29 protein-coding genes are annotated in these 25,499 nt (G+C 49.1%); 10 read left to right on the top strand and 19 right to left on the bottom strand.

Annotated features, from left to right (window positions below; genetic code table 11):
* Positions 1–14 precede the first annotated feature (14 nt).
* Positions 15–533 carry a hypothetical protein gene (locus ACYVGR_RS32285; protein ID WP_460964254.1) on the top strand — a complete coding sequence of 173 codons (519 nt, stop codon included), beginning with the start codon at positions 15–17 and terminating at the stop codon, positions 531–533.
* A gap of 188 nt (positions 534–721) precedes the next feature.
* Here ACYVGR_RS32285 and ACYVGR_RS32290 read toward each other — a convergent pair whose 3' ends face one another.
* From ACYVGR_RS32290 to ACYVGR_RS32320, 7 genes are all read right to left on the bottom strand, one after another.
* Positions 722–1,204 carry a response regulator gene (locus tag ACYVGR_RS32290; RefSeq protein WP_460964256.1) on the bottom strand — a complete coding sequence of 161 codons (483 nt, stop codon included), beginning with the start codon at positions 1,202–1,204 and terminating at the stop codon, positions 722–724.
* Between the two features lie 342 nt (positions 1,205–1,546).
* On the bottom strand, positions 1,547–1,708 hold the full coding sequence (locus tag ACYVGR_RS32295; protein WP_460964258.1) for a hypothetical protein: 162 nt from the start codon (positions 1,706–1,708) through the stop codon (positions 1,547–1,549).
* Positions 1,709–1,793: 85 nt separating this feature from the next.
* Entirely contained in the window at positions 1,794–2,945 is a 1,152-nt protein-coding gene (locus ACYVGR_RS32300) for a glycoside hydrolase family 130 protein (protein ID WP_460964260.1), read from the bottom strand.
* A gap of 11 nt (positions 2,946–2,956) precedes the next feature.
* Complete coding sequence (locus tag ACYVGR_RS32305) at positions 2,957–3,712, bottom strand: SDR family oxidoreductase (RefSeq protein ID WP_460964262.1); 756 nt, start codon at positions 3,710–3,712, stop codon at positions 2,957–2,959.
* A gap of 31 nt (positions 3,713–3,743) precedes the next feature.
* Positions 3,744–6,014 (bottom strand): hypothetical protein, encoded by a 2,271-nt coding sequence (locus tag ACYVGR_RS32310; protein ID WP_460964264.1) that lies wholly within the window; start codon positions 6,012–6,014, stop codon positions 3,744–3,746.
* A gap of 464 nt (positions 6,015–6,478) precedes the next feature.
* A complete protein-coding gene (locus ACYVGR_RS32315) occupies positions 6,479–7,057 on the bottom strand; it encodes a hypothetical protein (protein WP_460964266.1) in 579 nt (192 codons plus the stop codon).
* Between the two features lie 219 nt (positions 7,058–7,276).
* Positions 7,277–7,591: a hypothetical protein gene (locus ACYVGR_RS32320; RefSeq protein WP_460964268.1), complete on the bottom strand. Its 315-nt coding sequence runs from the start codon at positions 7,589–7,591 to the stop codon at positions 7,277–7,279.
* Positions 7,592–7,982: 391 nt separating this feature from the next.
* Between ACYVGR_RS32320 and ACYVGR_RS32325 the strand changes: the two genes are divergently transcribed.
* A complete protein-coding gene (locus ACYVGR_RS32325; protein WP_460964269.1) occupies positions 7,983–11,096 on the top strand; it encodes a SusC/RagA family TonB-linked outer membrane protein in 3,114 nt (1,037 codons plus the stop codon).
* A gap of 149 nt (positions 11,097–11,245) precedes the next feature.
* Complete coding sequence (locus ACYVGR_RS32330; protein ID WP_460964271.1) at positions 11,246–12,709, top strand: RagB/SusD family nutrient uptake outer membrane protein; 1,464 nt, start codon at positions 11,246–11,248, stop codon at positions 12,707–12,709.
* Between the two features lie 251 nt (positions 12,710–12,960).
* On the opposite strand, the gene ACYVGR_RS32335 is transcribed toward ACYVGR_RS32330, so the two are convergent.
* The 10 genes from ACYVGR_RS32335 to ACYVGR_RS32380 all read right to left on the bottom strand — a co-directional run bounded on the left by ACYVGR_RS32335 (position 12,961) and on the right by ACYVGR_RS32380 (position 17,892).
* Positions 12,961–13,458 carry a DUF421 domain-containing protein gene (locus tag ACYVGR_RS32335; protein ID WP_460964272.1) on the bottom strand — a complete coding sequence of 166 codons (498 nt, stop codon included), beginning with the start codon at positions 13,456–13,458 and terminating at the stop codon, positions 12,961–12,963.
* A gap of 383 nt (positions 13,459–13,841) precedes the next feature.
* Entirely contained in the window at positions 13,842–14,450 is a 609-nt protein-coding gene (locus ACYVGR_RS32340) for a hypothetical protein (RefSeq protein ID WP_460964274.1), read from the bottom strand.
* Positions 14,451–14,473: 23 nt separating this feature from the next.
* Positions 14,474–14,857, bottom strand: a complete 384-nt coding sequence (locus tag ACYVGR_RS32345) for a hypothetical protein (protein WP_460964275.1) — start codon at positions 14,855–14,857, stop codon at positions 14,474–14,476.
* A 100-nt stretch (positions 14,858–14,957) separates the two neighbouring features.
* A complete protein-coding gene (locus ACYVGR_RS32350) occupies positions 14,958–15,182 on the bottom strand; it encodes a DUF6766 family protein (protein ID WP_460964277.1) in 225 nt (74 codons plus the stop codon).
* A gap of 293 nt (positions 15,183–15,475) precedes the next feature.
* A complete protein-coding gene (locus ACYVGR_RS32355) occupies positions 15,476–15,715 on the bottom strand; it encodes a hypothetical protein (protein WP_460964279.1) in 240 nt (79 codons plus the stop codon).
* Positions 15,716–15,757: 42 nt separating this feature from the next.
* Complete coding sequence (locus ACYVGR_RS32360; RefSeq protein ID WP_460964280.1) at positions 15,758–16,096, bottom strand: hypothetical protein; 339 nt, start codon at positions 16,094–16,096, stop codon at positions 15,758–15,760.
* Between the two features lie 167 nt (positions 16,097–16,263).
* On the bottom strand, positions 16,264–16,536 hold the full coding sequence (locus tag ACYVGR_RS32365; RefSeq protein WP_460964282.1) for a hypothetical protein: 273 nt from the start codon (positions 16,534–16,536) through the stop codon (positions 16,264–16,266).
* Positions 16,537–16,735: 199 nt separating this feature from the next.
* Positions 16,736–16,960 (bottom strand): hypothetical protein, encoded by a 225-nt coding sequence (locus ACYVGR_RS32370; protein WP_460964284.1) that lies wholly within the window; start codon positions 16,958–16,960, stop codon positions 16,736–16,738.
* Positions 16,961–16,993: 33 nt separating this feature from the next.
* Entirely contained in the window at positions 16,994–17,677 is a 684-nt protein-coding gene (locus ACYVGR_RS32375) for an NUDIX hydrolase (RefSeq protein WP_460964286.1), read from the bottom strand.
* Positions 17,678–17,694: 17 nt separating this feature from the next.
* Positions 17,695–17,892 carry a hypothetical protein gene (locus tag ACYVGR_RS32380; RefSeq protein ID WP_460964287.1) on the bottom strand — a complete coding sequence of 66 codons (198 nt, stop codon included), beginning with the start codon at positions 17,890–17,892 and terminating at the stop codon, positions 17,695–17,697.
* A 577-nt stretch (positions 17,893–18,469) separates the two neighbouring features.
* Here ACYVGR_RS32380 and ACYVGR_RS32385 point away from each other — a divergent pair.
* The 7 genes from ACYVGR_RS32385 (at position 18,470) to ACYVGR_RS32415 (ending at position 23,619) form a co-directional block, all read left to right on the top strand.
* On the top strand, positions 18,470–18,715 hold the full coding sequence (locus ACYVGR_RS32385) for a hypothetical protein (protein ID WP_460964289.1): 246 nt from the start codon (positions 18,470–18,472) through the stop codon (positions 18,713–18,715).
* Between the two features lie 66 nt (positions 18,716–18,781).
* Positions 18,782–19,876, top strand: coding sequence for a transaldolase (tal, locus tag ACYVGR_RS32390; RefSeq protein ID WP_460964291.1), 1,095 nt, complete (start codon positions 18,782–18,784; stop codon positions 19,874–19,876).
* 200 nt (positions 19,877–20,076) lie between these two features.
* Positions 20,077–20,382: a DUF4136 domain-containing protein gene (locus tag ACYVGR_RS32395; protein WP_460964293.1), complete on the top strand. Its 306-nt coding sequence runs from the start codon at positions 20,077–20,079 to the stop codon at positions 20,380–20,382.
* 225 nt (positions 20,383–20,607) lie between these two features.
* The gene (treZ, locus tag ACYVGR_RS32400; RefSeq protein ID WP_460964295.1) at positions 20,608–22,464 is read left to right on the top strand and encodes a malto-oligosyltrehalose trehalohydrolase; all 1,857 of its coding nucleotides are present in this window, start codon (positions 20,608–20,610) and stop codon (positions 22,462–22,464) included.
* A gap of 5 nt (positions 22,465–22,469) precedes the next feature.
* Positions 22,470–22,769 (top strand): hypothetical protein, encoded by a 300-nt coding sequence (locus tag ACYVGR_RS32405; RefSeq protein ID WP_460964376.1) that lies wholly within the window; start codon positions 22,470–22,472, stop codon positions 22,767–22,769.
* A 126-nt stretch (positions 22,770–22,895) separates the two neighbouring features.
* A complete protein-coding gene (locus tag ACYVGR_RS32410) occupies positions 22,896–23,324 on the top strand; it encodes a hypothetical protein (protein WP_460964297.1) in 429 nt (142 codons plus the stop codon).
* A 100-nt stretch (positions 23,325–23,424) separates the two neighbouring features.
* On the top strand, positions 23,425–23,619 hold the full coding sequence (locus ACYVGR_RS32415; RefSeq protein ID WP_460964299.1) for a hypothetical protein: 195 nt from the start codon (positions 23,425–23,427) through the stop codon (positions 23,617–23,619).
* Positions 23,620–23,703: 84 nt separating this feature from the next.
* On the opposite strand, the gene ACYVGR_RS32420 is transcribed toward ACYVGR_RS32415, so the two are convergent.
* On the bottom strand, positions 23,704–24,567 hold the full coding sequence (locus ACYVGR_RS32420) for a molybdopterin dinucleotide binding domain-containing protein (RefSeq protein ID WP_460964301.1): 864 nt from the start codon (positions 24,565–24,567) through the stop codon (positions 23,704–23,706).
* 130 nt (positions 24,568–24,697) lie between these two features.
* Positions 24,698–25,498, bottom strand: a complete 801-nt coding sequence (locus tag ACYVGR_RS32425) for a DsbA family oxidoreductase (protein WP_460964302.1) — start codon at positions 25,496–25,498, stop codon at positions 24,698–24,700.
* Position 25,499: the final 1 nt, after the last annotated feature.

Genomic DNA, 25,499 nt, shown 5'->3' on the forward strand with positions numbered 1-25,499 from the left:
ATCTACTTAACGTCATGATACTCTTTATCAACGGAATTATATACGGAATCCAGTGTAGCCATCTTGGCTACTCGGTTCCCAATCATGAGTCGGCATTCGAGCTGTTGACTCAGTTAGTTGCTGACGGCTGGATGGTGCAGGAGGCCGTGATTGTTGATCGGCAGGAACGCTTTAAGGTACCTATCGAAGCGTTTGACGGACAACCAATTCTGGCTCATATAAGTAACTTACAGCAACAGTGGCATCAGCTTTTGTCCCAGCAACCAACGCCGTCTTATAAGCCTGACAACCAGGAGTTGAAAGGGTGGTATATTCAATTAGAAAACTACTATGAGCAATTAATTGGGCATTTAGAAACCACAATCCTGTTAGCAAAGGCCCGGCTCGTTACCTATCCCGATAAGTCGTTACGCATTCAGTTCCAGAAACAATATAATACCTTTTTGGCCAGTAATCGGCGTATGCGTGATCAAACAAGAAAGAGTCGCCAACTAAACAGTTACCAGCTAAAAAAGCTCAACAACGGCTTGTAGCCTAGACATAAGCAATCAAGTAAGATTAAAGCGACGTATATTTTGTGTGACCCCGATGGGGTCAAATGTTTATAGTAAATAGAGTCTATCTATAAACATCTGACCCCGTCGGGGTCACACAAAATATAGCTTAGTTCAAATTTACATGATTGCTTAAGTGGCTTTGATTGCTTAAGTGGCTTTCTGGATTAAAGCTTATATTGAAGTGGTGGTAGCGTAACGGTTTCCCACCAGTAGGTGCGTAATTCTCTGAAATACGAAAGCCACTCCTGAAAATCAATCGGTTTCACCAGATACGAGGAAATGCCAAGTTCGTAAGCTGTTCTAATGTTGGTTTTACTCATGGATGAGCTAAGCATGACAATTGGAATACGATTGAATGGAGGTGGCATATTTTTAATTTGTTGGAGTAAATCCCATCCATCACTATCCTGGGGTAGATATAAATCCAGAAGAATCAATTTCGGAATTTCCCATTCCTGTGTTTGCCATTCCTCTAATAAGGTGAGTGCCTGGGCTGGTGCCGAAACCCGGACGGTTGTTAGTTCGGGTAAAATCTCCGTAATGGCTTTTTGAATCACTAGCCACTGATCATCATTGTCCTCGATGGCCAATACTTTAGCTCGCCTGAAATTTGCTTTATTTTGCAGATAATCATCGTTACTTTTCATAGTATACAGGGAAGGGGTGATTTATTAAAAGGAATAACAACTTGCTGGGTAGATAGTTACATTAGGCTGTTAACTTTTATTTTTGAAAGACTTAGAGGTTGTCTACTTTGCTGATTAAGGTACTAGTTTGTAAAAAGCACCCCACTAAAAAGCCGTATTGGCTTAGGCTAATACGGCTTTTTAGTACTAAAATTGACACTAGTGTTTTGGCAAACTAGATTCTAGGGGATTCTATAGATTCTCGGGGCCGCCCGCGCGGTTGGTCCTATTGTGCTGATAATCAAAGACGATAGAACCTAAAGAATCTATAGAAACTAAATTGGACGAGTACTAGTGCAGTATTTACAGCTTACTGTCAATTTGTTTCGCTATTTTCAGGGGCGTTTTTACGAGTGGGTGAGCCGCTTTGCCAATTCCTTTCAGACTGGCATCCGACGCAGTCGATTCTACCGTCGACATCACTTTGTCGAGCTTCTTGTGGCCTTTTACACCACTTTCATCCATATATAGCTTGTCCAGAGAGGATCCAGAAGCCCCCTGCTACATCTATTAGGGTGGTGTCGGTTTTGAGAAACCGACACCACATCGGTCATGGCCTGTTATCAATTGGTGTAATGTTCCACCGAAAAAAAGTTTTTGGTATATGGGTGATGCGGCAGGCCAGATCGCATTCTCCCGAAGCCACGACGTAATAATCTCCCGCATCGACCATACCCGTTGTAAAGACTACGTCGGACAGATACAGTTGGTCTTTTATGGGTTCGGTTAGGGCCGAGTTTGCTTCGAGTACGGGTGTTGTATCCTCCAGGTGCAGAATCTGACTTGGATTCTGCGCATCCAGCAATGCCCAGAAGGTGCGGTAAATGCCAACTACTCCCCGTAATTCAACACCGTGATAGAGCATCAGCCAGCCTTGGTCGGCCAGAATGGGCTGCGTACCTCCGCCCAGTTTCATGGTCGAAGCCGATCCTTTACGGGCTCGGATAAACGGCTCATCGAGCGGTTTCCAGTGCAACCCATCGGGCGATTGCGCAACATTGATCGTTGGTCCGGCATAGTACGAACAGCCTGGTGGCGTGGTAAAATATAAATCACCCAGAGGGCGTGTCAGGGCAAAAAACTTTCCATCGACTTTCCCCTCAAAAAAGACCATATCCTTATTCTGATGATCCAGAATAATGCCCTGCAACGCATACGTTAGTCCGTCGGTGGAAGTGTAGAGCGTTGTTGAGTGTCGCTCCGAACTGACCGAGCAGGTGGTCATGTAATACGTACCCTCAATCTTCGTGATGCGGGCATCTTCAACGCCATACTCCTGATACGTTCGCTGGGGCGAAATGATCTTATCGTAGTGAATTTGAAGAACGCTGGTTCCGTCAGGCGTCAGTTCCACCGGCAATAGCCACGATAGGGAAGTAAGGGCCATCACCTTATACAGGTTTCCCAGGAGTTGAAACTTGCGTGGGTCAGCTGCATTCACACTGCTAAGCGGGTAGGTGTCGAGTTGATACCCCACGTCGGCGTCCCAGCGAATGGCATGGATAGTTTCGCCAATGATAGGCTGATTGAGCGCTTCGGCCACCCGAATCATTAGCAACAGATTTCCATTGGGTAACCGCGTCAGTCCCGGATTAAAAGCGCCCAGTACATACGTTTGAGCCTGGATTGTCTGCCGCAATGGCGAGAACTGAAGGTCAATGTCGTTGGGAGTGAAAATGAGCTGATCGGTCGAAAAAGACATACTAACTGCATTTAAATAAGTTGTAGATGGGGGCGGATCTGCACCGAAACAACATCGCAGCGTTGCGGTTGGGTCAGGATGTAATGCACACAAACGGCAATGTCTTCCGCCCGGAGCATATCCCCTTTCTGCTGGCCTTCGCGTTCTGCTTCGGGCGTCGTCTCCTGCATATCCGAACCCACTGCGCCCGGCTCCACCAGGCTCACTTTAATACCCATCGGATTGATTTCCTTCCGTAAACTCTCGGCAAATCCCTGAATGGCGGATTTGGTGGCTACATATACCGAGCTGCCTTCTTCCCGCACGTCGGCGCTCATAGACCCAACCAGCACAATGTGGCCGCGCTGTTGAGGTTTCATCCGGTTCAGGGCCTCTTTGGTCGTGGCCAGATAGCCCATCAGATTCGTTTCGATAACGTAGCGCCAATCGGCATCAGCCATTTCGTCGATGGATTCAGCACCGAGGGCAGCACAGTTAATCAGAATATCCAGCCCCCCCAACGTTTCGTCGACCAGTTGGAAGACGCGCTGAATATCATCCGCTTTGGCACTATCGGCCACAATACCTTCCGCCCGGCTGCCCATTCCCCGAACGGCTGAGAGGACTTCGTCTAACTGCGCCTGATGACGACCAAACATAACAATGCTGGCTCCGTAAGAGCCTACTAAATTGGCAATAGCCCGTCCAATGCCTGTAGTACCACCAGTAATTAAAATCCGCTTATCGGCCAATGACTCGACGGCGGTGTGAAAGGTTGATTGCTCCATAACGTTGGTGATTGATATAACTTCTGCTTATCTAGTTCTTCTTCGACCATTCTATCCGAATTCGAAGGTTGCCTTTTACCTCATATTCCTGATAGGTCTTATCCTGCTCAGTGGGTTTGAAAGGCTTTCTGGCCAAATCATCTTCGTCCATGAGTTGCACCCTGGGCAACTGCCTGCCTTCAGTTAGTAAGCGTACCCGGCAACGATAGTCGGTGGTACCACTTAGGCGCAAAACGGCATACCCACTGTCTTTATCGGTGAGCTGGTATTCGGCCTGATAAACAGGGTATTCACTATAGATAATAACGGGTACACCTTCGAATCGCTTGTACGCATAGGTGGCCAGAATATAGGCCAGAGCGCCCCCGTAAACTTCCTGACCAACCGTTCCGACCTGCTTCCAGCCCGTTGCCATGTCTTCCAGCGGGATGGGCAGCTCCGGAATAATCCGTCCTTCACGGGGCTCCTGGCTGAGCATATCCGACGTAAGTTCGGTTGGAAAATAGTAGCGTCCCCGGTGCAGCAGGTATTTTGTAAACTCGGCGAAAAACACCCGAATCGGTTCGGGGGTATCCATACCTACTTCGTTTAGGTAATTGTGCATGGTTGCCATAATTTCCGCTTCTTCGTAAGCGGCCAGGTATTCGGCGTCCTTGAGCGGAGCTACGCCCATGAACGTACTCCGCGCCTGACCGGAGCCAAAGCTGCATTCCCAGATCCACAATCGGGCAATTACGTTGGCAAGGCTCAGCCGACTCAGGTCGAAATAGAGTCGGTTATCCGTAATTTTCCAGAGTTTGACCAGCGTCAGTGCGCTCATGATGGTTATGTTTGACTGGTAAAGCAGTTCAAACCCTTTACCCCGCAGCCGCTCCGCCGATTGTTTAGCTTCGTCCAGGTAACGGGAGTCTCGGGTCAGCTCATAAGCCTGAATCATCACGTGCGTATATAGACCTGCTACATCCAGTTCGCCACCTTCTCCTTCACTCGTTTCAGCCTTAATAACGGCCAAGGTTCGGCTGTCGTAAAAAACCGGCCAGTTATACTTGAATGTATGGGCGGCTGTTATGACAAATTCCAGTGAGTGAAACAGCAGGTCCTTAGCTTCCTGATCGCCTTTTTCAGTCAACCGGCCCAGGTTCATCAGCGTGTGCAGCAGGTACCAGGAGTCAATTTTATTGTGATCTTCCTCTTCGCTATTCTCTCCCTCCGCAAAGGGCTGACCTGGTAACCACCGCATCAGGGTCGCCTTTTTGTCGTCATAAAAGGTTGGTATGTTTTTCTGCAACAGGTCTACCAGCGGCACCGTCTTTCTGGCCCATTGCTGATATTCCCACAAGGGCACCAGAATGGCCAGTTGCACCATGCTTTCGGGTGGCTTCCTGGTGGCGCTTACATAAGCATTCACGTAAAAGTGGTTTTTAATCCGCCGGCCACAGTCGGGTGATTCTTCCAGAGCCTTAATGGTTCGTTCGGCGGCTTTGGGCCAGTCGTAATAAGCCGTTTCGGGCTTAGGCAACTGGCTGTAAATGCAGGCAACAGCTTCCAGGAAACAGTCGGCTGCTTCAAATTCATTGGCGGGGATAGTTTCGCTCAGATACAGAAACGCATCGGACAGCACGACTTCTTTGCCCGCTTTCAGCGGTTGTTCGGCGGTTGGCAGTGAAAACCCGACCTCGGGCCACTGGGCTGTCACGCTACCCGATGGGTCGGTATGGGTCATCTGGCAATAGTCGTTGAGCGCCGTCAGGTTCTGGAAATAAAGTAGCGTTCCTTCAACCGGTTTGGTTACGGACAGATAGGCCAGTCCAGCCGTGGGGCCGCTCTGTGTTACATAGAGCATGCCTTCGGTAGTTGTAGGATTATACTGCTCATCGAGAACATACACATCCCTAGGAAACGCCTGAACGCTAAAATCCTGCTTAGGTTTCAGCGACGTAGTGTACCGGAGTACCATCGGCTCCTCCAGGCTATGTTCGATGTTGACGCGAAAAACGCCCAACGATCCGTCGATTTGGTATTCGGCGGAGGAATCTGTTGTTCGGGAACGTTTAACAGACTGAATGGTTTGTGGATCGAAACAGGTACGGATCGCCAGCTTTCCCGCCGTTCCGAATGAGTAAATGATCCAGAATGAATTGGGTGTCAGGCTAGTCTGTAGCTGGCCCCGGCCAAACTGCCAGGGAACATCCTGTACGTCTGTTGCCTGTTTAAAATGATCTTGAAGGCCGACAACCCATTGAGAGGCTTGTTCTGGTTTAGTGAGGGGCTGCCAGTAATCAGCTTTATCTGTTGCTGCCATTTAAATAAGAGGTAATTTGATAACTGCTTAACCCACTGACCCACCTGTCTGTACTATAAAGTAAGACAACGGCCATGTGAAGTAATTATCAAGAACTGACAGGCTCCTACAGTTTGCCTAAGCGTACGTGATTTGTACACAAAGGTCTACTCCCTCACTATTGACCGTAATCCTGCCAATGTTTTTCCCACTGTAAGTTAAACGGCAACGTGTGAGTCCGTTTAGACGCTAAACATCGCGTTTCAGCTCCGGCAGGGTTTGTAGATGTATCCAGATGTCTTTACTGTTCTCACTAAAATCAGGTTTAAACTAGTACTCGTCCAATTTAGATTCTAACTGTTTCTATAGATTCTTTCAATTGCTATTTTGCTTATAATCAGGAATGATAGAATCAACCGCGCGGGCGGCCCCGAGAATCTATAGAATCTAAATTAGAACAGCACTAGAAGCCCACGAAAAAGGTCCTAAATCAGCTTATTGGCCAGCAGGATAGTGCGCTGCTGAATAGCAAGCAGAATAATACTTACGCCTAAGCCACAGATAAAGGAACCAATCAGGGTAGTTGAAATAGCTTCATCGTCGGACGATAGTATTGCATACGCAATTCCACCACTCAGGAGGACGTTAAACATATGAAGTAGATTGCCCAAAATGTTTCGAGGTTGTTTTCCACCCAGGAGCATGAAAATATAGATCGCCTGCACCACGTGGATAAAGGCATACACCACCGCCCAGAACCCAAGAATATCGGCAGAGCGAGGCTCGCTACCTGCTGAAAAAGCCAGCAACGCGATGCCAAAGCCAATGTCGAAAACACTTCTAAGTAACTCCCAGAAATAGTTTCGATCAGTTCGTAGTATGTAAACGGCATAAATACACCCGCAAAGCCCGGCTGCAATCAGCAGACCGCCAGGAAGTTGTGCTGATTGATTGGGGAAGGAGCCAGTGCGGATCAGTATGCTGCCTCCCAGCAGTATATAAAGTAAGCCTCGTAGTACGAGTAACCACCAGTGCTTTACCGGGCTTGAGCGATTGATGTTCATTGCTGAAGGGGTTTTCGGGTATTGTTGTGGGTCAGCCCTTCGGACTCCATGGCCAGCTGGCGTTTTCTCTTGCCTCTCTTTTTTTTAGTTGGCCGATTCGTAGCCAGGAATCCGATCTGAACCATGCGTTAGGTAGGTTAGCAGCATTGAAACTGGCTTCACCAAGTGAGTAGCCAGAACTTCCGCCAATTGTGAGGTAAGGGAACGTACGTAACGTAATTATTCATCGAAAGCGATAGCTGACTGAACCGTGCTGTATTTCGCCAGGATCGGGTCACCAGCGGTGACCCCCCGGCTGTAACTACAGATCAGATACCCCAGATCATTTTTAAAGATGGCGATGACGATTTCGCCTGTAAGGGGGCAGGGATGACCCACCGTATCGGTAACCAGTAGCTCATCGCGGTAAAACACAACCTGGTACATCCGATTTTTCAGGGGTGAAAAACCCATACCGATCAGGCGTTTTTCAACCCGCTGACAGATTCGTTCAGCCTGTTCAGTATTCGTAGAGAAAGGAACAAAAAACTTCATGTGCAGAAAGGTATAGCATGGTGATTAGTCGCAAGTACCATTGGCAGGCCAGGGGATAACCTCTGTAACGCTAGCGACATTAATTCCCAGGAAAACGTATTAACAGTATGGCCCGGAAAGTGAAGTAGAGGATTAGTGAGGAAGCGGACTAAATGGATAAATACGCAAACGATTGGTGTGCTACCGGAGCTAGAGAATTAATTGAGTCATAGGCTTGCCTATGATCAATACCTCATCAACTAACAGCCGTTTCCTTACTTTCCGATCAACTTTTCAGCCTTTTCACAAAAGGTCTGTTCCTCCCTAAACGCGGTCCTCTGCTAATGCCGATGGCAGAGACCCATCAATAATGGGCTAGTCGATAGTCATGAACTCAACGTTTTATCCGATTATGAACAATCTACAGAAATGGTTAAACCACTTTACTGCCTGTAAACGAGCTTCTTTTGTCCACTACCTCATGTGCCTCCTGCTGCCTGGGGCAATTATGGCTCAACCCATTACGGGGAAAGTGACCAGTGATGCCGGGGAAGCGCTTCCCGGCGTAAGTGTTGTGATAAAGGGAACTTCGTCGGGTACGGTCACCGATGTGAACGGAAACTATAGCCTTAACGTGACGGCCGCCAATGCGACACTGGTGTTTAGTTATATCGGCTTTATATCGCAGGAAATCCCCCTGAATAATCGCACAACACTCAACGTAACGCTGGGGACCGACGTTCACGCCCTGAACGAAGTGGTTGTGGTAGGCTATGGCACCCAGCGACGGCAGGAATTAACCACCGCCGTTACGTCGGTGAGTAGCCGGGCCCTTGAGCGACAGCCCGTTGCCGGTTTCGATCAGGCATTGCAGGGGCAGGCTCCAGGCATTCAGGTGACGGCGCCTACCGGCCAGCCTGGTGCGGGTATCAACGTGCGTATTCGGGGCAACAACTCCATCAGCTTGACCAACTCACCCCTGTACGTGATCGACGGCGTGCAGATTCTGCCAACCTACGATCAGGAACTGGGTATTGGGAATCAGCGACCAAATCCGCTCAACAGCATCAATCCCAATGATATTGAATCCATCGACGTGCTGAAAGACGGAGCGGCTTCGGCGATTTATGGATTACGGGCGTCCAACGGAGTGGTCGTGATCACAACTAAACGGGGCAAGTCGGGGAAGGCGCAGGTTGGCCTGAGCGTGTACTACGGGGTCCAGCAGTTACGTCGGAAAATTCCAATGCTCAATTCCCGCGAATTTGCTCAGTATTTCAATGATGCCCAGGCTGCTGCCGGAAACCCGCCCGCGTTTGCGAACCTGGATTCGATCCCGTACAACACCGATTGGCAGGATGCCATTTACCGATCAGGGCCGATTCAAAACTATCAGCTTAGTGTAAGTGGAGGCAATGAGCGGACAAAATACTACATCTCTGGAGGCTATTTTAAGCAGACGGGTATTATGCTCAACTCGGGCTTCGACCGGTACAGTTTTAAGCTTAATCTGGATCAGCAGTTGAGTAACCGCTTTCGGGTGGGTACCAGCCTGACTTTGAGCCGCACCTACAACAACACCAGCGCCCGGAGTGAACTCGGACTCCAGAACTCCGGTACGGTACTGGGCGCTTTGGCGCAGATTCCAACTATCCCGATCCGAAACGCGAACGGTACGTACGCTATTAATCCCTTTCAGCAGCTGGATAATCCTGTAGGTAACCTGCTGGAAACGCATAATGCGGCTACCATTTATCAGGTGATTGGCAATTTCTACGGAGAAGCCGATATTCTGAAAAACCTGACGCTTCGGAGTGCGATCAGTCTGGATTTTCGGACGCAGTTGGAAAACCAGTTCATCAGTCGCGATTATCCCGGCACCCAGAACGCCAGTTCGGCCACGCGGGGAAGTGCTCGCACGGGTACTAATCAGCAGGTAGTTTGGCTGTGGGAAAACACACTGACCTACAACCCTGACTTAGGTCGAGATCATGGGCTAACGCTGCTGGCGGGCCAATCCGTTCAGGCATCGGATCGGTTTACGTCCAGTGCCTCTGTAACGGGTTTCCCGTCGAATGCGGTGCCGTACCTATCGGCGGGTACGCAGTTTACGCAGCCGTCGAGTTACCAGGATCAGTGGGGGTTGATGAGTTATTTTATCCGGGCGATTTATAATTATCAGGAACGGTATCTGGCTACACTCAGTGTAAGGGCTGATGGCTCCAGCCGATTTGCGCCGGGAAGCCGATTTGGTTATTTCCCAGCGCTGTCGTTGGGCTGGCGCCTGTCTCGTGAAGCCTTTTTCCCAAAAACAAACTGGTTGGGCGAAACGAAACTGCGGCTCAGCTATGGGGCCAACGGCAACCAGGAAATTGGGGCTTATCAGCGATTCAGTACGTATAGTTCAGGCTATAATTATGCTGGAACGAGTGGAATTCAGGGAGGCATAGCGCCGAGTCAGATTGGAAATAATCAACTACGCTGGGAAACCACCGGGCAGTACAACGCGGGTTTGGATGCCTCGCTGGTGAATAACCGCATTACGCTGACCTTCGATGCCTACCTGAAACGTACTACCAACCTATTGACCAACGTACCGTTGCCCTTTAATGCAGGAGCGCAAAACCCTCAGATTATTCAGAACATCGGTACCGTGCAGAATAAAGGAATCGAGATTGGTATCAACAGCACTAACGTGCAGAGCCAGGAGGGCGGGCTTAACTGGACCACCAATTTCAATTTCAGTCTGAACCGAAACAGTGTTGTCGATATCGGTACACTGCGGAACGAACAGGGGCAGGATGTCGACCGAACGATCATCGGCGATTATACCATTACCCAGAAAGGAGCACCCCTCGGTTCATTTTATGGCTATAAAGTGCAGGGTATTTTTAGCTCGGCGAGTGAGATTTCGCAGGCGGCCACCCAACCCAACAATCCACAACCGGGCGATATTCGATTTGCTGACCTGAACGGTGACGGCGTTATTGACGCCAATGATCGGACCATCATCGGTAATCCAAACCCGAAATTCTTTGCGGGATTAACCAATACATTGACCTATAAAGGTTTTGAGTTGAGCGTGTTTTTCCAGGGCAGCTACGGCAGCGACATCTACAACCAGAACCGGGTCAACATTGAAGGGATGTCAGACCCATTTAATCAGACAACGCGTGTCCTGAACCGCTGGACACCAACCAATACGAATACCGACATTCCCCGCGCCGTTCGGTACGACCCCAACCAGAACAACCGGTTCTCGACTCGGTTCCTGGAAAGCGGTACCTATACCCGCCTAAAAAACCTGACCGTTGCCTACAATTTTCAGTCGAAGCTATTGCAACGACTGAGCATCAGCAGTGCCCGACTCTATCTGACTGGGCAAAACCTGCTCACCTTCACCAGCTACACCGGCTACGATCCCGAAGTAAGCGCCGATCCTTTCTCGTCGGTCGGTTTCGGCCGTGACTACGGTGTATACCCACAGGCCCGTACGTACACGGTTGGGGTTAATGTCAATTTTTAAGAAAACGGTTCTAAGTTCCTAAATGCCCTGAGAGGAGGGCTGTTATAGCCCCTCTCCCGCAACGGCGGACCGCCCAAAACGGGAGAGGAGAGCAAAGCGGATTTAGGAATTTACAGAGCCCAAAAACGATACTCAACAAGATATAAGTCATGAAAAATTTAGCGATTATATTTCTTCTTTTCGCCGGTCTGGCAAGCTGTACCGTGCTTGACAAGAACCCATTACCCAGTATTACTCCGGAAAACTTTTTTCAGAATGCCGATGATGCCGAATCGGGTCTGACGGCAGCCTATGATGCGTTGCAACAAGCCGGGCTTTACGGGCAGGATCTGAACGTAGTGGGCGAAATGCCGTCAGACAACACTACCAGTACCAATGGCGACGTGAACGCCATGGAACGGATTATCTGGACACCGCTGACCAGCCAGGTAAACAACGTGTTTCAGGCGTCCTACATTGGTATTAACCGGGCCAATGCGGTGCTGAAGTACGTTCCTGCCATCTCGATGGATACTGTTCGGCGGAGTCAGATTCTAGGTGAAGCATATTTTCTGCGGGCGTTGCATTATTTCAATCTGGTTCGTTTATACGGTGGAGTACCCTTACGTTTACAACCCACCGAGTCAGGTGAAGGGAGCGTGGTTACGTTGGCGCGTGCATCGACGGAGGAAGTCTATGCTCAGATTCTCAGTGATTTGCAGCAGGCTCAGCAACGAACGAATAGCAACTATGGCAGTCAGTCCGCTAATCGAACGCGGGTTATCAAGACGGCCGTTAATGCCCTGCAAACCAAAGTCTATCTGAACCAACAGCGGTGGGCTGAGGCTATTGTTGCCGCTACGCCAGTGATCAACAGTTCATTGTATCAACTGGCACCGACGTTTAACGAGTTGTTTCCGCCTGAAAACAAAATTGAATCCATTTTTGAAGTGCAGTTTGCGGGTGCGGCCGACGGCGGATTCATCCTGCCCGATCTCCTGCTGCCGTCGCCACCCGCTACGTATTCTTTTCCCAAATTTAACATCCCAACGGCCGAATTACTAGCCTATGCCGATACACTCAACGATCAGCGCTGGAAGTTTACGGGTGAGGTAACGCAGGCGGGGCGTAATCACGCCAGTTTTGTTATGAATCGTTCTACGAGCGCGAACGACAACGGCCCGTTTGTCTACAAATGGCGGAGTAATCCCAACGCCTTCAATAGCCCTGACAATTACTACGTAGTGCGGCTGGCCGATGTGCTCCTGATGTATGCTGAAGCTATGAACGAACAAAGTGGCCCAACCCAGGATGGACTTAACAAACTGAATATGGTTCGTACACGGGCGGGCTTACAAGCTTTGCCGTTGTCAGGTGTTGGAACGCAACAGGCGTTTCGGAATGAAGTTGACCGACAACGGCGGCTTGAACTAGCCTTCGAAGGTGAGCGCTGGTTTGACCTGCTCCGGTACGCTCGTCAAACACTGGCAAATCCCAGTCAGGTACATTTAGTAACGGCGCTGGATATTATTCAGCAAATGCGTGGCAGCCGAGATGCCAATTATCTGCTGTTCCCTTTTCCGCAGACAGAGATTAACAACAACACGTTGCTCAAACAAAACCCAGGCTATTAAGGATAGACTATTGTCAGGAATGGCAGGGGTATGGTCAATATAATACAACAATTTGTTTTGGCCCATTAGGGCCTTCACAGCGCAGCGTCGGTAGGGAGTTCGGTTTCAAATTTCTACCGACGCTACGCTGTGAAGGCCTTACGGGCCATTTTTCATCCCGAACCTACGTTAGTTAAAAGAGAAAAGGCCTGGTCGATTATTATTGGCGTTTAAAGCGGCCAGCGTTCAACTGCGTTGGCTATTGTTGGCGCTCACACTTTCTTCTTTACAATACTAATTTCCCCATTTCGCTCAATAAATGCACTGTCTATATCGTCCAGAGTGGCTTCATTACTCATCAGCCGGATAGCTGCGTTTAGGTCTTGTTCGCTAACCTGCATACGGGCCAAATTTCTCCGATGGAGTTGGCCATTCTCATATAGCACGTTGGTGTTTCCACCTACCAGACGGCTTATGAAGCTGCTATGGAGGCATATGTAGGCCAGCAATCGATGGAGGATAACTAAGAGGAAACAAGCTCCCAGGGTACCCGTAAAGGAAGAAGCCCCGACAATACCCCGACTGAGTGTGGCTCCCAGTAACAGTGAAATAACGGAATCAAAAGGAGAGCGTAAACCAAAGGCCCGGCGGCCAGCCAATCGAACCAGAATAATAGCCAGTAAGAAGGTAACCAGGGTTCGACAAGCCATTTGCCCATCGGTTAGTGAGTCATCTTTGTGAAATAAATCACCGAACAGTTGGTGTACCATACACATAGAAAGCTAGTACTGGATTGCCCAGTTATGGTTTATCACTCACCCGATAAATGACGCCGTTGTTGTCATCTGAAAAGAGCAAAGAACCATCTGGCATTGTTGTAATCCCGACCGGTTGCCCAAACTGCGACTGGTGTCAAATGGCTCATCTTTACTACAGGCAATTTATTCACGCTGAGCAGATGCTTTTGATACTGAAGCTGTTTAAACTTTTATAAATAGACCTAAAATTGATTTTTTTGTCATTCCGACGCAGTTGAGGGATCTTCGGTAGAGTGTTAGTTTATGAATTCTACCGAAGATCCCTCCTGCGTCGGAATGACAAAAACGCTAGTAAAAAGAAAAGTACTAACAGTCTATACGAGTACCTACAGAATTTACAGATGCACCAGATAGTCGGTCAGGAGTTTCCACTGAATTTTTTGATAAAACAGCCAGCCCGTTTCGGCGATAATTGTATTGATAACCCCTCGCTCGCCAGCCTGGGGTTGCTGGTTATTGATAGATTCATGCTGGCCAATTTCAAACGCGCTGAGTGTATTGCCGGATAACTCAACCCGAAAGGTGCTGCGGGCCTGTTCGGAGAAAAAATGGTCAATCTTGTCTGGCTGATTGGTCAATGGGTCTGCGCAGGGTTGAACCGTAAACTCAACTCGTTTCTCGTCAGCACTGGTATGAATAACCTGTACCCAATTGTCAGGCGTAGGGCCGGGTAAGTTAATCTGAATAAAATCCCCCGTCTCGACGGGGCCAGCGGGTTTTGTCCTGCCAACTGGATCATACAATATGAAATCGGAGGAAAGGCTTGAAAGATCCGACCAGCTGTTCACATTCAGTAACTTACCTACCGAACTCGCAAATGCCTCTCTAGCCGCCGACTCATCTGGGTATGAATGATGGCTTTCATAGACCATATCCTTAGTAGCCTCCCCCTGTATAACTTTGCTTTCGTATTGAATCTGCTCAACAATACCTTTCAGGTTCATAGGTAGTTAGCTTAAGTAGGTACTTATTGTTGTTTAGTTGGCTTTGCGGAAGTGCTCCCTTTTTTAGGGTTGTCTTTATGCCCAACACTCCTTTCTCGCTGAGAAACGTGGCTTCCGGGAGTCGTTGCCTTTTGTGCTGTATCAGATACATCCGGTCCACTGCTAACCGAAGAAGGGGGGATCGGGCCTTTTTTGCGATTGGCAGTTGATTTGCCAGACTGTTGTTTATCCTTAGTGTAGGGTACTCCCTTTCCTTTAAGCTGACTGTTATTCGCCCTACTGGCCTTGTTTACGGATGACGAATTCTTCGTGTCCGTATTGCTCGATGAGTTCGTGCTTGACTGAGCCCATACGCTCGAAACGCTGGCCAATAGGCTTAAGCCCGTTATTATAAGTAGCTTTTTCATACGTTGAATTGAGTTTCTGTTTCTGGAACCTGTATGTATAACGCAACCAGTTTGCTGACTATCAACAGAAACCAAATGGAAGTAAGGAAACGGTACCTCGCTACTGGATGGTAGTCTGTAAAAACTCACTTTCCCAGTTTTCAAAGACGGCTTCGATGCAATGGCCACTGGTCAGGTAAGCTGGTAGCGTGATAGCGGGCTGCCCATAATCGCTCAACTCGTCATTAAATTCGTGCCAGCCTACGATGATCTGACCGGCTAGGGTTATTACTGTCAGGAAAACAAATAAAAGCGAAAGGCTATTCTCGCGCAGAAATTTCTTCATTAGATAAAAAATAGAATGACTCAGCCCTGTACTACGCCATGCAGTGATTCTGCCTCGGCTAATTCTGTGTACAGCGTTAACGCCTACGCCACGACCTGATGTAAAGTCAACATAGAGCCTCAATGAACGGGCCTGATAACAGGTTGGCCTGTGAGGAAACGGCCATGATCAAGGTCACGCTCTTAAGCCAAGCTGTTTTTCAATAGAAAAAAGCCGTGACATTGTAAACTGACCACGGCTTCATTGGATGTGCACTAACTGATAATTAGTTATTTGATGCTACTCGATGGAGGCTAATCGCTCCCCTCCAGTTTAACTAATTTATTGTAGAGGCCCAATAGCAGAAAAGGGGCCGCCCACTGGCCCACAAACAAACTACGTTTTGGGTTAGTAGTAAACTGTAAATAGGCTGAAACACCCATGGATGCCAGAGCCGCCCATAGAAATAGATCTGACGGGAGCTTAGCGGTTTGTTTTTCAATGGTTTTGGCGACGGGGCCTTCTTTGTGTTCTGGATTTTTCGAAGTTGCCATACGAATTTAATTTAAGTAATTACCTGGGGGTTTATTGACTACTTATTGATTTTTGCCGGTTCCCGCCGAAGCACTTCCTGGCTTAGTCCCCGATTTCTTGCCCGATTTTGTATTCCCCTGACCCGATGGAGCCGAACCACTGCTGGTTGAGGAGCCACTAGCGGCTGACGTTCCGCCCTTTGGTTCTGCACGGCTCTGCTGCTGCTCCTTGTCTTTTGAGTAAGGCACCCCTTTACCCTGTGTCTGGCCTGTGTTGGCTTTTCGGGCACGGCCTACAGGGCCAGCACCTGCCTGCCCTTTGCCCGCTCCACCCGACTGAGCCTGAACATTGGCTTGCGCTGTCAGGAAAAGCAAGACGATTAGAATTGCAATCTTATTCATACGTTGAGTTGTCAGTCTAGACTGATAATTGATTGTGCGCTATTCGTAAACTACCTTTCAGACGATTGAATGGGGCTATGAAAAACAAAGAAGTAAGGGAACGGGGCCAAGGATTAACGTATACATGGCGCACTAGACCAATGGCATAGACTAACAGCAGGAACTAGCTAATCTTTCTTGAAATCGGCCAGGATTCCTCGAATTACGGTTCGCATCTTGCTATTTTTGAATGACAGATTTCCGCTTTTGTCGATTAGTTTACAGCGAAGCGTTACCAGAAAAGGCGTGTCCTTTTTGTCAAATAGCATTTTGGGGAATAACCTCAGCGTTTGACCGGGCTTGACCGTAACGGGATACAAAACTGGCGTGGTAGCCTGCTTTTTAATCAGAATCGGTTCGGGCTGATAACCCTCAGCAATCTCTTTTCCGTCAATCGACACGGTGTAATGGGTATCGGTAAACGTGAACGGAAAGTTGTTTTTGTTCGTAATGGCTACTTTGGCGGCAACATCGGTTCGTTTTAGGCCCAGTTTGCCAAAATTAAGGTCCTCAATTTTGATTTCTGGCAGGTAAACCGTTGGTAGCCGACGGGTAATAGTTGGGCTAAACGTGCGCTCACCCAGAATGGGAATATCCAGATTAAAGCGGTAACGGATTGTCGATGAGCAGCTTTACGTTCATATTGATCCGGTCGTCATCGATCTCAGTAATTGCCAGGGTACTCATCTCTAGCCGGGGTTTGAGCGTATTATCATACGCACCGCCTTCGGCCGCAGCGTTATTTTTCAATCGGTTGTACCAGATATAAGCGCCAATAAAGCCAATCAGCAGGAGCGCCAACGCAATAATCCATCCCTTTTTCATCCCGTTTCGTAGTCGTAAAATGGCGATATGCCTTTATAATTGATCCATCAACGTGTAGTCGCCAACCTGTTTCAGATATAGTAAATGGCCCAATACACCATGCAGGTTGGCAACCCGTTGCTGAGCTTCCGGGAACGTGGCGATGTGTAGATGCGTGTGTTCATTCTCACCTTCATGGCCCGTCGATTTACCCTCCAGGGCTTTAATGGCAGCTAACGCCAGCCTGTGCTCATAGTAGAAAAAATGCAGGGCTTCATCGCTGGTGGCTGTAGCCGAAAACAGTGGCCGGCTGAATAGCGGTTTTACGTCGGCAGGGTTGACCGCTAAACCTGTTTCTTCTTTCAATTCCCGCACCGCTACCGCCTGGGGGGAGGGGTCGTCCTCATCAATCATCCCGGCGGGGTGTTCATACGTTAATGACCCGTCGCAGGTGCGTCGCTGGCGAACCAGAAGGACATATTTCTCTTCCGTTTCCTCATCGATTAAAACGACCAGAATGGATACGGCATCGCCCTTTAGAAAACAGATGGGATTTAGTTTGGTCCCTTCGGGCGTTTTCCCATCCACCTGAAGCAGCGCATATAAAACGCTTCCGTCTTGCTGGGCTCGATGAACATAAATCGGATCGATACTGTCCAGTATAATTTGATTTTCTTCCAGATGTCGATGCCAGTTTTGGTACTTCGCCATCTGATTCAGGGGTTTTGATTCACTCATGCCCAGCCAGTTTTGCTTTACTTTCCATGCTTGTTCGTTCTGCCTAACGGGCCTCCCGTTGAGCCGCCTGCACTACTGCTCCCTTTCGACGAATTTTTGTGGGAGGTAGAACTTCGGCTTCCTTTGCTGCCATGACCGGTGCCATTATCCTGATTGTCGGTAATGCGTTGGCCTTCGTATTCTTTTTCAACTTTTTCAAGCGTTTTGTCTGCCATGACGTTGTGTATTTACTGGTTAACTAAACAGGTTTACAGCCGAAATACCAGAATCTAGTTGCTGGTGTTTCGCCAAAACGGGCGATAGCGAGGTACCGGTTCTTAGTAATAGGCCAGACATCCTTATCCTGAAGAGCAGAGTATTCTCGGCGAACGTGAGAAAAAAGAGTTCCGAGTTGACGTGATGCCTGGCGAGCTAAGCAACTAATCCAGCACATAGTAAAAATCAGTTAACCTGGGATATATAGCCCTTTTGGCCCAGTTGGTTTAACCACATTGCATTCATAGTTATTTATGGTTGAATTTGACTATACGGTACGATTAATCTATTAATAAAGGCTTTCTTCAGGATAGTCCTGTTAGTAGGCTAAATTGTGAGGATATGGTTTATCGACTGGCGAGTAGGAGCTGATTGGTCGATTAGAAAGCCAGGCGAAGGCTCAGCCATTTCCTCACTTCCTTTGGCTGAATAGACCAACCCTTGATTCTCCGTGGTTGTATCACAAACGATCTTCGGCTCCATCACTAATTCCATAAGAGTCCATTCAAGTAGCCCGTCATCAGCCCTCACCGAATTATGAATTCTATTTCGTTGCGCTTTTATCAACAATTGCTCGCCCGGCTCAATCAGATGAGCATACGGGGTAATCGCCACAAAATGGCCGTCTACGTCAACCTGAATCCGGATCAACTCCCAGCCGATGAAAACATGCCGGTGGAATTAGCTCAGGAAGACCTTGTATTTGCCTTTCACATTATGTTTGAACGCAACAATCCCGACTCTGGATGGCGATTAGTAACGCCCCTTCGATTTACCGATTGAGGAGTAATGGGTCTGATTAGTAGATAGTTAAATGATTAAATAGTTAGTCCAACCCAATTTCATCCCATGAACGCAGTAAAACAAGTGCACGAGCTCGGTCAAAGTATCTGGCTGGATTTTATTGATCGGCCGCTGATGAACTCAGGTCGCCTTCAACAACTCATCGAGGAGGATGGTATTCGGGGCATTACCTCCAATCCGGCTATTTTTGAGAAAGCCATTACGGGTGGCACGGATTATGACGAAGATATAAGACGGCTGGCTTCGGAAGGCCTCTCGAACGAAGACCTGTTTTACCGACTTGCCATAGCCGATATTCAACAGGCCGCCGATTTATTCTTACCGGTCTACGAAGACAAAGTCAGCGGGGCTGACGGCTTCGTTAGCCTGGAAGTATCACCCCGCCTGGCACTGGATACCGACAAGACCCTGGAGCAGGCCCGCGCCTTGTGGAAAGCCGTTGACCGACCCAATGTCATGATCAAGATTCCGGGAACTCAGCCAGGTTTGCCCGCAATTCGTCAGGCCATCGCCGAAGGTATTAACGTCAACGTCACCTTATTATTCAGTCTGGATCGCTATGTTGCCGTAGCCGAGGCTTATATTGCCGGGCTTGAAGATCGTCTGGCCGCTGGTCAACCCATCGATCAACTGGCTTCGGTGGCCAGTTTTTTCATCAGTCGAATCGACACAGCTGTCGATCCGGTTCTCACCGAGCGTGGGTTGACCCAGTTAAAAGGGGAAACGGCTATTGCGTTGGCCAAACAGGCTTATGCACTTTATAATCAACTGTTTGACAGTGAGCGTTTCAGGTTCCTGGCCGCCCAGGGAGGTACGCCCCAACGCTTACTGTGGGCGAGTACGGGCACAAAAGACCCCGACTTTTCACCCGTCAAATACGTGGATGCCCTAATCGGCCCTAAAACCGTTGACACCGTGCCGATGGATACATTGAATGCCTACCGGGATGCTGGCCAGCCAGCCGCTCGATTAGCTGGTAACGATGCAGAAGCCCTTCAGGTGCTGGAAAAGGTGCAACAGGCGGGTGTCGATCTCAACGCGGTTGCCGAGCAACTGGAGCGTGAAGGCGTCGCCAAGTTCAATCAACCCTATGATAAGCTCCTGGAAGCCATCGACACCCAGAAGCATGCCTTAACGTAAGACCTCACCTCATGAAGTAGCTACTGCACCGGTGGGGCCACTACGCTTGCCTTTACCTCACTTATTGACCAGCGCCCTCATCAACCGAGTTGGCCAGGGGGTTAGTAAACTAATGTCACACGGCAGGTAGGCCTGTGTACGTAGTTCGCTAACCAGCTAAAACGTTATGAAAATTCTAGTCATTAGTATTGGTTTGGCCATTGACCCGTACGGTGGCTACCAACAATGGCCCGTATGGCATGTATGGGCCCTATTATGGCTGGGGCCGCTGGGGTTATCGGGGCTGGGGGCCGTCCTGGTGGGGCTGGAATAGCTGGGGACCGATGTACACTCAGGAAAAGTATGAAGCCGGTACCGTTGTTGTCGATATGGTCGATGCCCGAACCAAGCAGTTGATCTGGCGTGGTTCGGTGCAGAACGCCATCAGTAATCCAGCGCATATTAAAAATCAGTTAGCCAAGGAGATTCAACGCATTGTCGAGCGGTTTCCGCAACGAACCAGTTAAGTTGAAAACAGGGAATTCTGCCGATAACGACAGCGCCGTTGGCTCACTTCCAAGTTACCAGAATAGGTGCCTGGTAACTATAGGGAGTTAGAAACGTAATCGCTTTTTTCGACAGGATTAACAAGATTTCCTGGGTTACAATCTTGTAAACCCTGTTAATCCTGTCGAAAAAACTTGTTCTACACCCTTCTAGTGGACACGCGACTTGCTTTCTTTTTTACCGTTATGAATGATCTTTTTTCTTTCGACAAGCGCACTATTGGGGTGACTTTCCCACAAGAAAATGTAGCGCAGGTAGTTTTATGGGCTCCTTTGCTCGAACAGGTAGCCATTAAGATTTACGGACAACCGGAATCACTGCTCCTTAAGCGGGAAGAAATGGGGTTCTGGCGGCTGACAACGGATCGGATTCAGCCTGGTGACCTCTACACATTTTTGATCAATGGCCACGACGAGCGGCCCGACCCGACCTCGCTATCACAGCCGCAGGGAATTTATGGCCCTTCCGAGACGATTGATACGAACCATTACACTTGGAGTGATCAGGACTGGCGTAACCCGGAACTGGAAGATTATCTGATCTATGAGTTGCATACGGGTACCTTTACACCGGATGGTACGTTTGCCGCCATTGAGGAAAAATTGAACTATCTGAAAGGACTGGGCATCAATGCCATCGAAATCATGCCCATCGGTCAGTTTCCCGATGGCCGGAACTGGGGTTATGATGGCGTGTTTCCCTTTGCCGTCGAAAATGCCTACGGTGGACCAGATGGTTTACAACACCTGGTGAATGCCTGCCACCAGAAAGGCATAGCGGTGATATTGGATGTGGTGTATAACCATCTGGGGCCCGAAGGGTCTTTTGTAACCGAGTTTGGCCCCTTCCTGACCAATAAATATTGTACACCCTGGGGCGATGCGGTTAACGTCGATGATACCTGGTGTGATGGTGTTCGGCAGTTTATTCTCCAGAACGCCCTGATGTGGTTGCGGGATTATCACATTGATGCCCTGCGGATGGATGCCGTTCACGCCATCAAGGACTTAAGCGCAAAACATATCCTGGCCGAACTTCGCCAGCAGGTTGACCAACTGATGGAAGCAACCGGTCGGCGGCATTATCTGCTGGTTGAATGCGATCTCAATGACCCTCGTTACATTAATCCCTGTTCCGAAAACGGATATGGTATGGATGCCCAGTGGATGGATGAGTTTCATCATGCGCTACGGGTCGCGGCTGGCGAAAAGCGGCAGGGGTACTACGTTGATTTCGAGGGGGTTGGTCACCTGGCTAAAGCATATCAGAATGCCTATGTCTATGATGGCCAGTTCTCGGCTGTCCGGAAGAAGCGGTTTGGCCGAAAAGCCGAAGCCAATCCGGGACATCAGTTTATTGTGTTTTCCCAGAACCATGATCAGGTTGGCAACCGCAAACTGGGTGAGCGCTCCAGCCAGCTCTATAGTTTCGAGATGCAGAAATTGCTAGCGGGTGCGGTGCTGATCAGCCCGTACATCCCCCTGCTGTTTATGGGCGAAGAATGGGGCGAAACAGCACCCTTCCAGTATTTTGTAAGCCACTCGGAGCCAGAGCTGGTCGAATCCGTGCGTCAGGGCCGACAGGAAGAGTTTGCCGACTTTCATGATGGTAGTGAGGTACCAGACCCTTTCAGCGAAGAAACGTTCCTGCGCTCCCGGCTACAGTGGGAACTTCTGGAGCAGGAGCCCCACCAAACGCTATTCCGGTACTACCAGACGCTGATTGCCCTGCGCAAACAGCATCCGGTTCTGCACCATCTCGACCGGCAGAACCTGAACGTGATGGTTCACGAAGACCAGCAAATGCTAGTTATACATCGCTGGCATGACGATCAGCAGGTGCTTTGCGGGATGAATTTTTCTAAACAAACCCAGACTATTTCGGCACCTAATGTTGGTGAACACTGGCAGAAATTGCTGGACTCAGCCGATCCGCAGTGGAAGGGGCCGGGTACGGATGCTTCGGCCGACTCCTTAACAAATCCCGAATCGCTGGTTCTACCGCCCGAATCGCTGCTTATTTATTCTGTTTCTCATGACTAATTCGATTGCTACGTACCGCATTCAATTTCATAAAGAATTTACATTCAGTCAGTTCGAATGCATCATTTTTCCGGATTAACTACCGCCGGTTCTTTACCGTCAATAGCCTGATTTGCCTGAACATTCAGAACCCGGTTGTGTTTGAGCATGTGCATGAACACGCGAAAAATCTGCTCAAAACAGGTGTATTTCAGGGGTTACGCGTCGATCATATCGATGGGCTGCACGATCCGAGCGTAGGATTTTGGATGCGTAAAAAAGCTTTAGTTTTTGCTCATCAGTGGCAAGCGAAACACCCCGGTTAGGCAAATGAGCAACATTGAGCTATTTCCGATAATTTTGCCAGATGGGTAAACAAGCAAGTCAGTACGACAAAATATTTAAAGAAAACATCGAAGCCGTTATTCCGACGGGGCCGCCCGTGCGGTTTGATGCAAAATATACTCGGAATAACGGCAGTTTTGTCAGAAGAACTGCCTGATGACATTCAACACACAAAAGAACGTAAGCCAGATGTGTTGAAGAAAATTGCAGATAATCAAGGCTGTACGTTTGTTCTTCATCTCGAATTTCAATTGGTTGACGAGCCGGAGATGGTCTATCGGATGGCTGATTATCATATCATGCTGGCGCGCAAGTATAAAATGCCTATTCGCCAGTATGTGTTGTTTCTGGGCGCTGGCGTACCTAAGATGGATACAAGATACGAAAGCGAATTGATGCGTTATGAATTTCCGCTGATTGCCTTCGCTAACCTTGACTACCATTTATTCCTCAAGTCGGAGCAACCCGAAGAAGTGATTTTGGGCGTTCTTGCTGATTTTAAGGGCGAAAGCCCTGAAACTGTACTGCAGGGTTGAAGAAACGACTCAGGGTGATTTGGCGTTAAAAAGATATTTCAGTCAATTGCGGGTATTAGTGCAGTTGCGTAACTTAGGGCAAATACTTAGAGACCTCGCTATGGATAGCATTAGCAAATTTGTGAGCATTGAGAAAGATGCAGCCTACATGATAGGTCAGGAAAAAGCGGAGGAACGCTTTGTACAAAATTTACTTGCCAAAATGTCTCTAACAGTTGAACAAATCGCTGACATCGCTGGCGTATCAGTTGAATTTGTCAAGGAGATTAAGCAAAAATTTTCCACTAAGGAATAGGCCCTTTTTATTTGTTCGCCATTAGGTAAATTCCGAGTGATAGCATATATGAATCGATAAGTATGGCGTCGATGAAGATTAGCTCTAAGCAGCCGTCGCCACTACCTGAGTTGAGCCGTCCCCTTTTACGAAGGCTCCGGCAACGGGCGCTACGGTAATGATCACAAATTTTGAGGTGGGCGTGTTGCTGATATAAGCCACACTGGCCACCGGTACCAGTACGTTCGCTTCGGGATAATAGGCCACCGTATTGCCTTTCGGGATGTTGTAAGGTATCGCAATCATGTTCTCCATCGTACGGGTCTGCCCCTCAAAATGGCTGGTAATGGTGACCAACTGCCGCTCCTGAATGTTCCGCTCGGCCATGTCCTGCGGATTCATGAAAACGACGCGCCGTTCGCCGTGAATGCCCCGGTACCGGTCATTGTACTCATAAACTGTCGTGTTAAACTGGTCGTGGCTGCGGATGGTCATCAGCACCAGTTGGTCGGGTTCGAGGTGGTGCATGACCATGTCGGTGACCGTAAAGTTGGCCTTGTCATTCTCCGTCGTGAAGTTCCGCTCGCGGGGACCGTTGGGCAGGTAAAATCCACCCGGTTTTCGAATCTTCTCGTTGAACTGTTCACCCGACCGCTGCCGATCAATGTCCAGATGCGTAAAGCAGGGTAGGAGCAGGGCAGTTTTTCCGGTGGTGAGGTGACCACGATTCAGCTTAGTCGCTACAAACGCCGTCAGTCGCAGCTCTCGCATACAAGCCGCCGTAAATTCCGTATCCGGCCCGGCCGACAGCAGGTTCCCTCCCAGACTTACGAACGCCTTGATTTTACCATCGTGCATTGCTTTAATGGTTTCTACCGTATCCAGACCGTGCTCGCGGGGCGGATTGAATCCGTATTCCCGTTCCAGCTCATCCAGAAATTCCTTGTGGGGCCGCTCCCAGATGCCCATCGTGCGGTCGCCCCCGGTAGTTGATCAGTGCAATTGCCAATGCGACCCCCATAATCAGGACGATTAATCGTAGTGGGCGTTTGTTACTGATCATTCTACTGAAGGGCATTGGCCCAGATTGAAATTCGGTCTACTCAGCTATCTTCTCAGAAAGAGCTTCATCGAGTTCACGGTTCGTCAATTGTCTCCAATAGTTCATGTATGTTTCCCGATCTGTACTTTTCTGGATGGGGTGGCAGTCAGGAGCTACTTGCCGAATGGCTTCCAGCAGCACATCATACGGACGATAGCCGACCAGCATGACTTTTTGCCCCGTCGCCCCCTGTATAATCAGGGTAGGGAATCGATTGATCCGCTGAAAACGCACCTGCTGAATGTCATCCCGAAAACTATCCTGTCCTGCTCCAGTGGCTATGTGCTCTTCAAATAACTGGGCATTAAAAATCGACGGATGCAGTTGCGTAAGCTCCCAGGCCAGATCAACCAGAACCGTATGCTGAGCAATGTTACGCCCCTCCAGCATAACCGCTTCCCGCAATCGACGCAGGTAGTATTCGGCTGCCTGGGCCGACTGCAACTGGGCGCATTTAACGGCCATACAGGCCGGATACGAGGATGCGGGCGGGTTATCCAGCCAGATTCGGTCCTGAATGGGTTGCCCGGTTCGTATACGGGCTTCCATCCAGACCGGGCCCATTTGCAACGGTTTATCAACCGCATAAAATGGATCGTGAAAATGCTGCCAGTTAGGAATCAGGCCGCCCATTCGGTAACGCCAACGGATTTGGTCAGCAAATTCAAAGCGCAGTCGGCGCCATTGGGGTTCAAAAGCCCAGCTCCAACAGCAGAGTGGATCCGTATAATACTCAATCCAAATCTGATCCACCTGCCATTGGTTATCTGGCCCTTTCGGGTTTATCGCGTCTATCATT

It is taken from the genome of Spirosoma litoris (assembly GCF_054776755.1).

Coding starts and splice junctions, on each gene's coding strand:
- ACYVGR_RS32415 (WP_460964299.1), top strand. CDS start 23,425: ATGGATAGCATTAGCAAATTTGTGAGCATTGAGAAAGATGCAGCCTAC.
- ACYVGR_RS32355 (WP_460964279.1), bottom strand. CDS start 15,715: ATGGCAACTTCGAAAAATCCAGAACACAAAGAAGGCCCCGTCGCCAAA.
- ACYVGR_RS32350 (WP_460964277.1), bottom strand. CDS start 15,182: ATGAAGAAATTTCTGCGCGAGAATAGCCTTTCGCTTTTATTTGTTTTC.
- ACYVGR_RS32320 (WP_460964268.1), bottom strand. CDS start 7,591: ATGAAGTTTTTTGTTCCTTTCTCTACGAATACTGAACAGGCTGAACGA.
- ACYVGR_RS32370 (WP_460964284.1), bottom strand. CDS start 16,960: ATGAAAAAGGGATGGATTATTGCGTTGGCGCTCCTGCTGATTGGCTTT.
- ACYVGR_RS32295 (WP_460964258.1), bottom strand. CDS start 1,708: ATGGATGAAAGTGGTGTAAAAGGCCACAAGAAGCTCGACAAAGTGATG.
- ACYVGR_RS32335 (WP_460964272.1), bottom strand. CDS start 13,458: ATGGTACACCAACTGTTCGGTGATTTATTTCACAAAGATGACTCACTA.
- ACYVGR_RS32290 (WP_460964256.1), bottom strand. CDS start 1,204: ATGAAAAGTAACGATGATTATCTGCAAAATAAAGCAAATTTCAGGCGA.
- ACYVGR_RS32330 (WP_460964271.1), top strand. CDS start 11,246: ATGAAAAATTTAGCGATTATATTTCTTCTTTTCGCCGGTCTGGCAAGC.
- ACYVGR_RS32285 (WP_460964254.1), top strand. CDS start 15: ATGATACTCTTTATCAACGGAATTATATACGGAATCCAGTGTAGCCAT.
- ACYVGR_RS32425 (WP_460964302.1), bottom strand. CDS start 25,498: ATGATAGACGCGATAAACCCGAAAGGGCCAGATAACCAATGGCAGGTG.
- ACYVGR_RS32310 (WP_460964264.1), bottom strand. CDS start 6,014: ATGGCAGCAACAGATAAAGCTGATTACTGGCAGCCCCTCACTAAACCA.
- ACYVGR_RS32325 (WP_460964269.1), top strand. CDS start 7,983: ATGAACAATCTACAGAAATGGTTAAACCACTTTACTGCCTGTAAACGA.
- ACYVGR_RS32305 (WP_460964262.1), bottom strand. CDS start 3,712: ATGGAGCAATCAACCTTTCACACCGCCGTCGAGTCATTGGCCGATAAG.
- ACYVGR_RS32345 (WP_460964275.1), bottom strand. CDS start 14,857: ATGAAAAAGCTACTTATAATAACGGGCTTAAGCCTATTGGCCAGCGTT.
- ACYVGR_RS32360 (WP_460964280.1), bottom strand. CDS start 16,096: ATGAATAAGATTGCAATTCTAATCGTCTTGCTTTTCCTGACAGCGCAA.
- tal (WP_460964291.1), top strand. CDS start 18,782: ATGAACGCAGTAAAACAAGTGCACGAGCTCGGTCAAAGTATCTGGCTG.
- ACYVGR_RS32300 (WP_460964260.1), bottom strand. CDS start 2,945: ATGTCTTTTTCGACCGATCAGCTCATTTTCACTCCCAACGACATTGAC.
- ACYVGR_RS32385 (WP_460964289.1), top strand. CDS start 18,470: ATGAATTCTATTTCGTTGCGCTTTTATCAACAATTGCTCGCCCGGCTC.
- ACYVGR_RS32375 (WP_460964286.1), bottom strand. CDS start 17,677: ATGAGTGAATCAAAACCCCTGAATCAGATGGCGAAGTACCAAAACTGG.
- ACYVGR_RS32380 (WP_460964287.1), bottom strand. CDS start 17,892: ATGGCAGACAAAACGCTTGAAAAAGTTGAAAAAGAATACGAAGGCCAA.
- treZ (WP_460964295.1), top strand. CDS start 20,608: ATGAATGATCTTTTTTCTTTCGACAAGCGCACTATTGGGGTGACTTTC.
- ACYVGR_RS32315 (WP_460964266.1), bottom strand. CDS start 7,057: ATGAACATCAATCGCTCAAGCCCGGTAAAGCACTGGTGGTTACTCGTA.
- ACYVGR_RS32340 (WP_460964274.1), bottom strand. CDS start 14,450: ATGAACCTGAAAGGTATTGTTGAGCAGATTCAATACGAAAGCAAAGTT.
- ACYVGR_RS32410 (WP_460964297.1), top strand. CDS start 22,896: ATGCAAAATATACTCGGAATAACGGCAGTTTTGTCAGAAGAACTGCCT.
- ACYVGR_RS32420 (WP_460964301.1), bottom strand. CDS start 24,567: ATGGGCATCTGGGAGCGGCCCCACAAGGAATTTCTGGATGAGCTGGAA.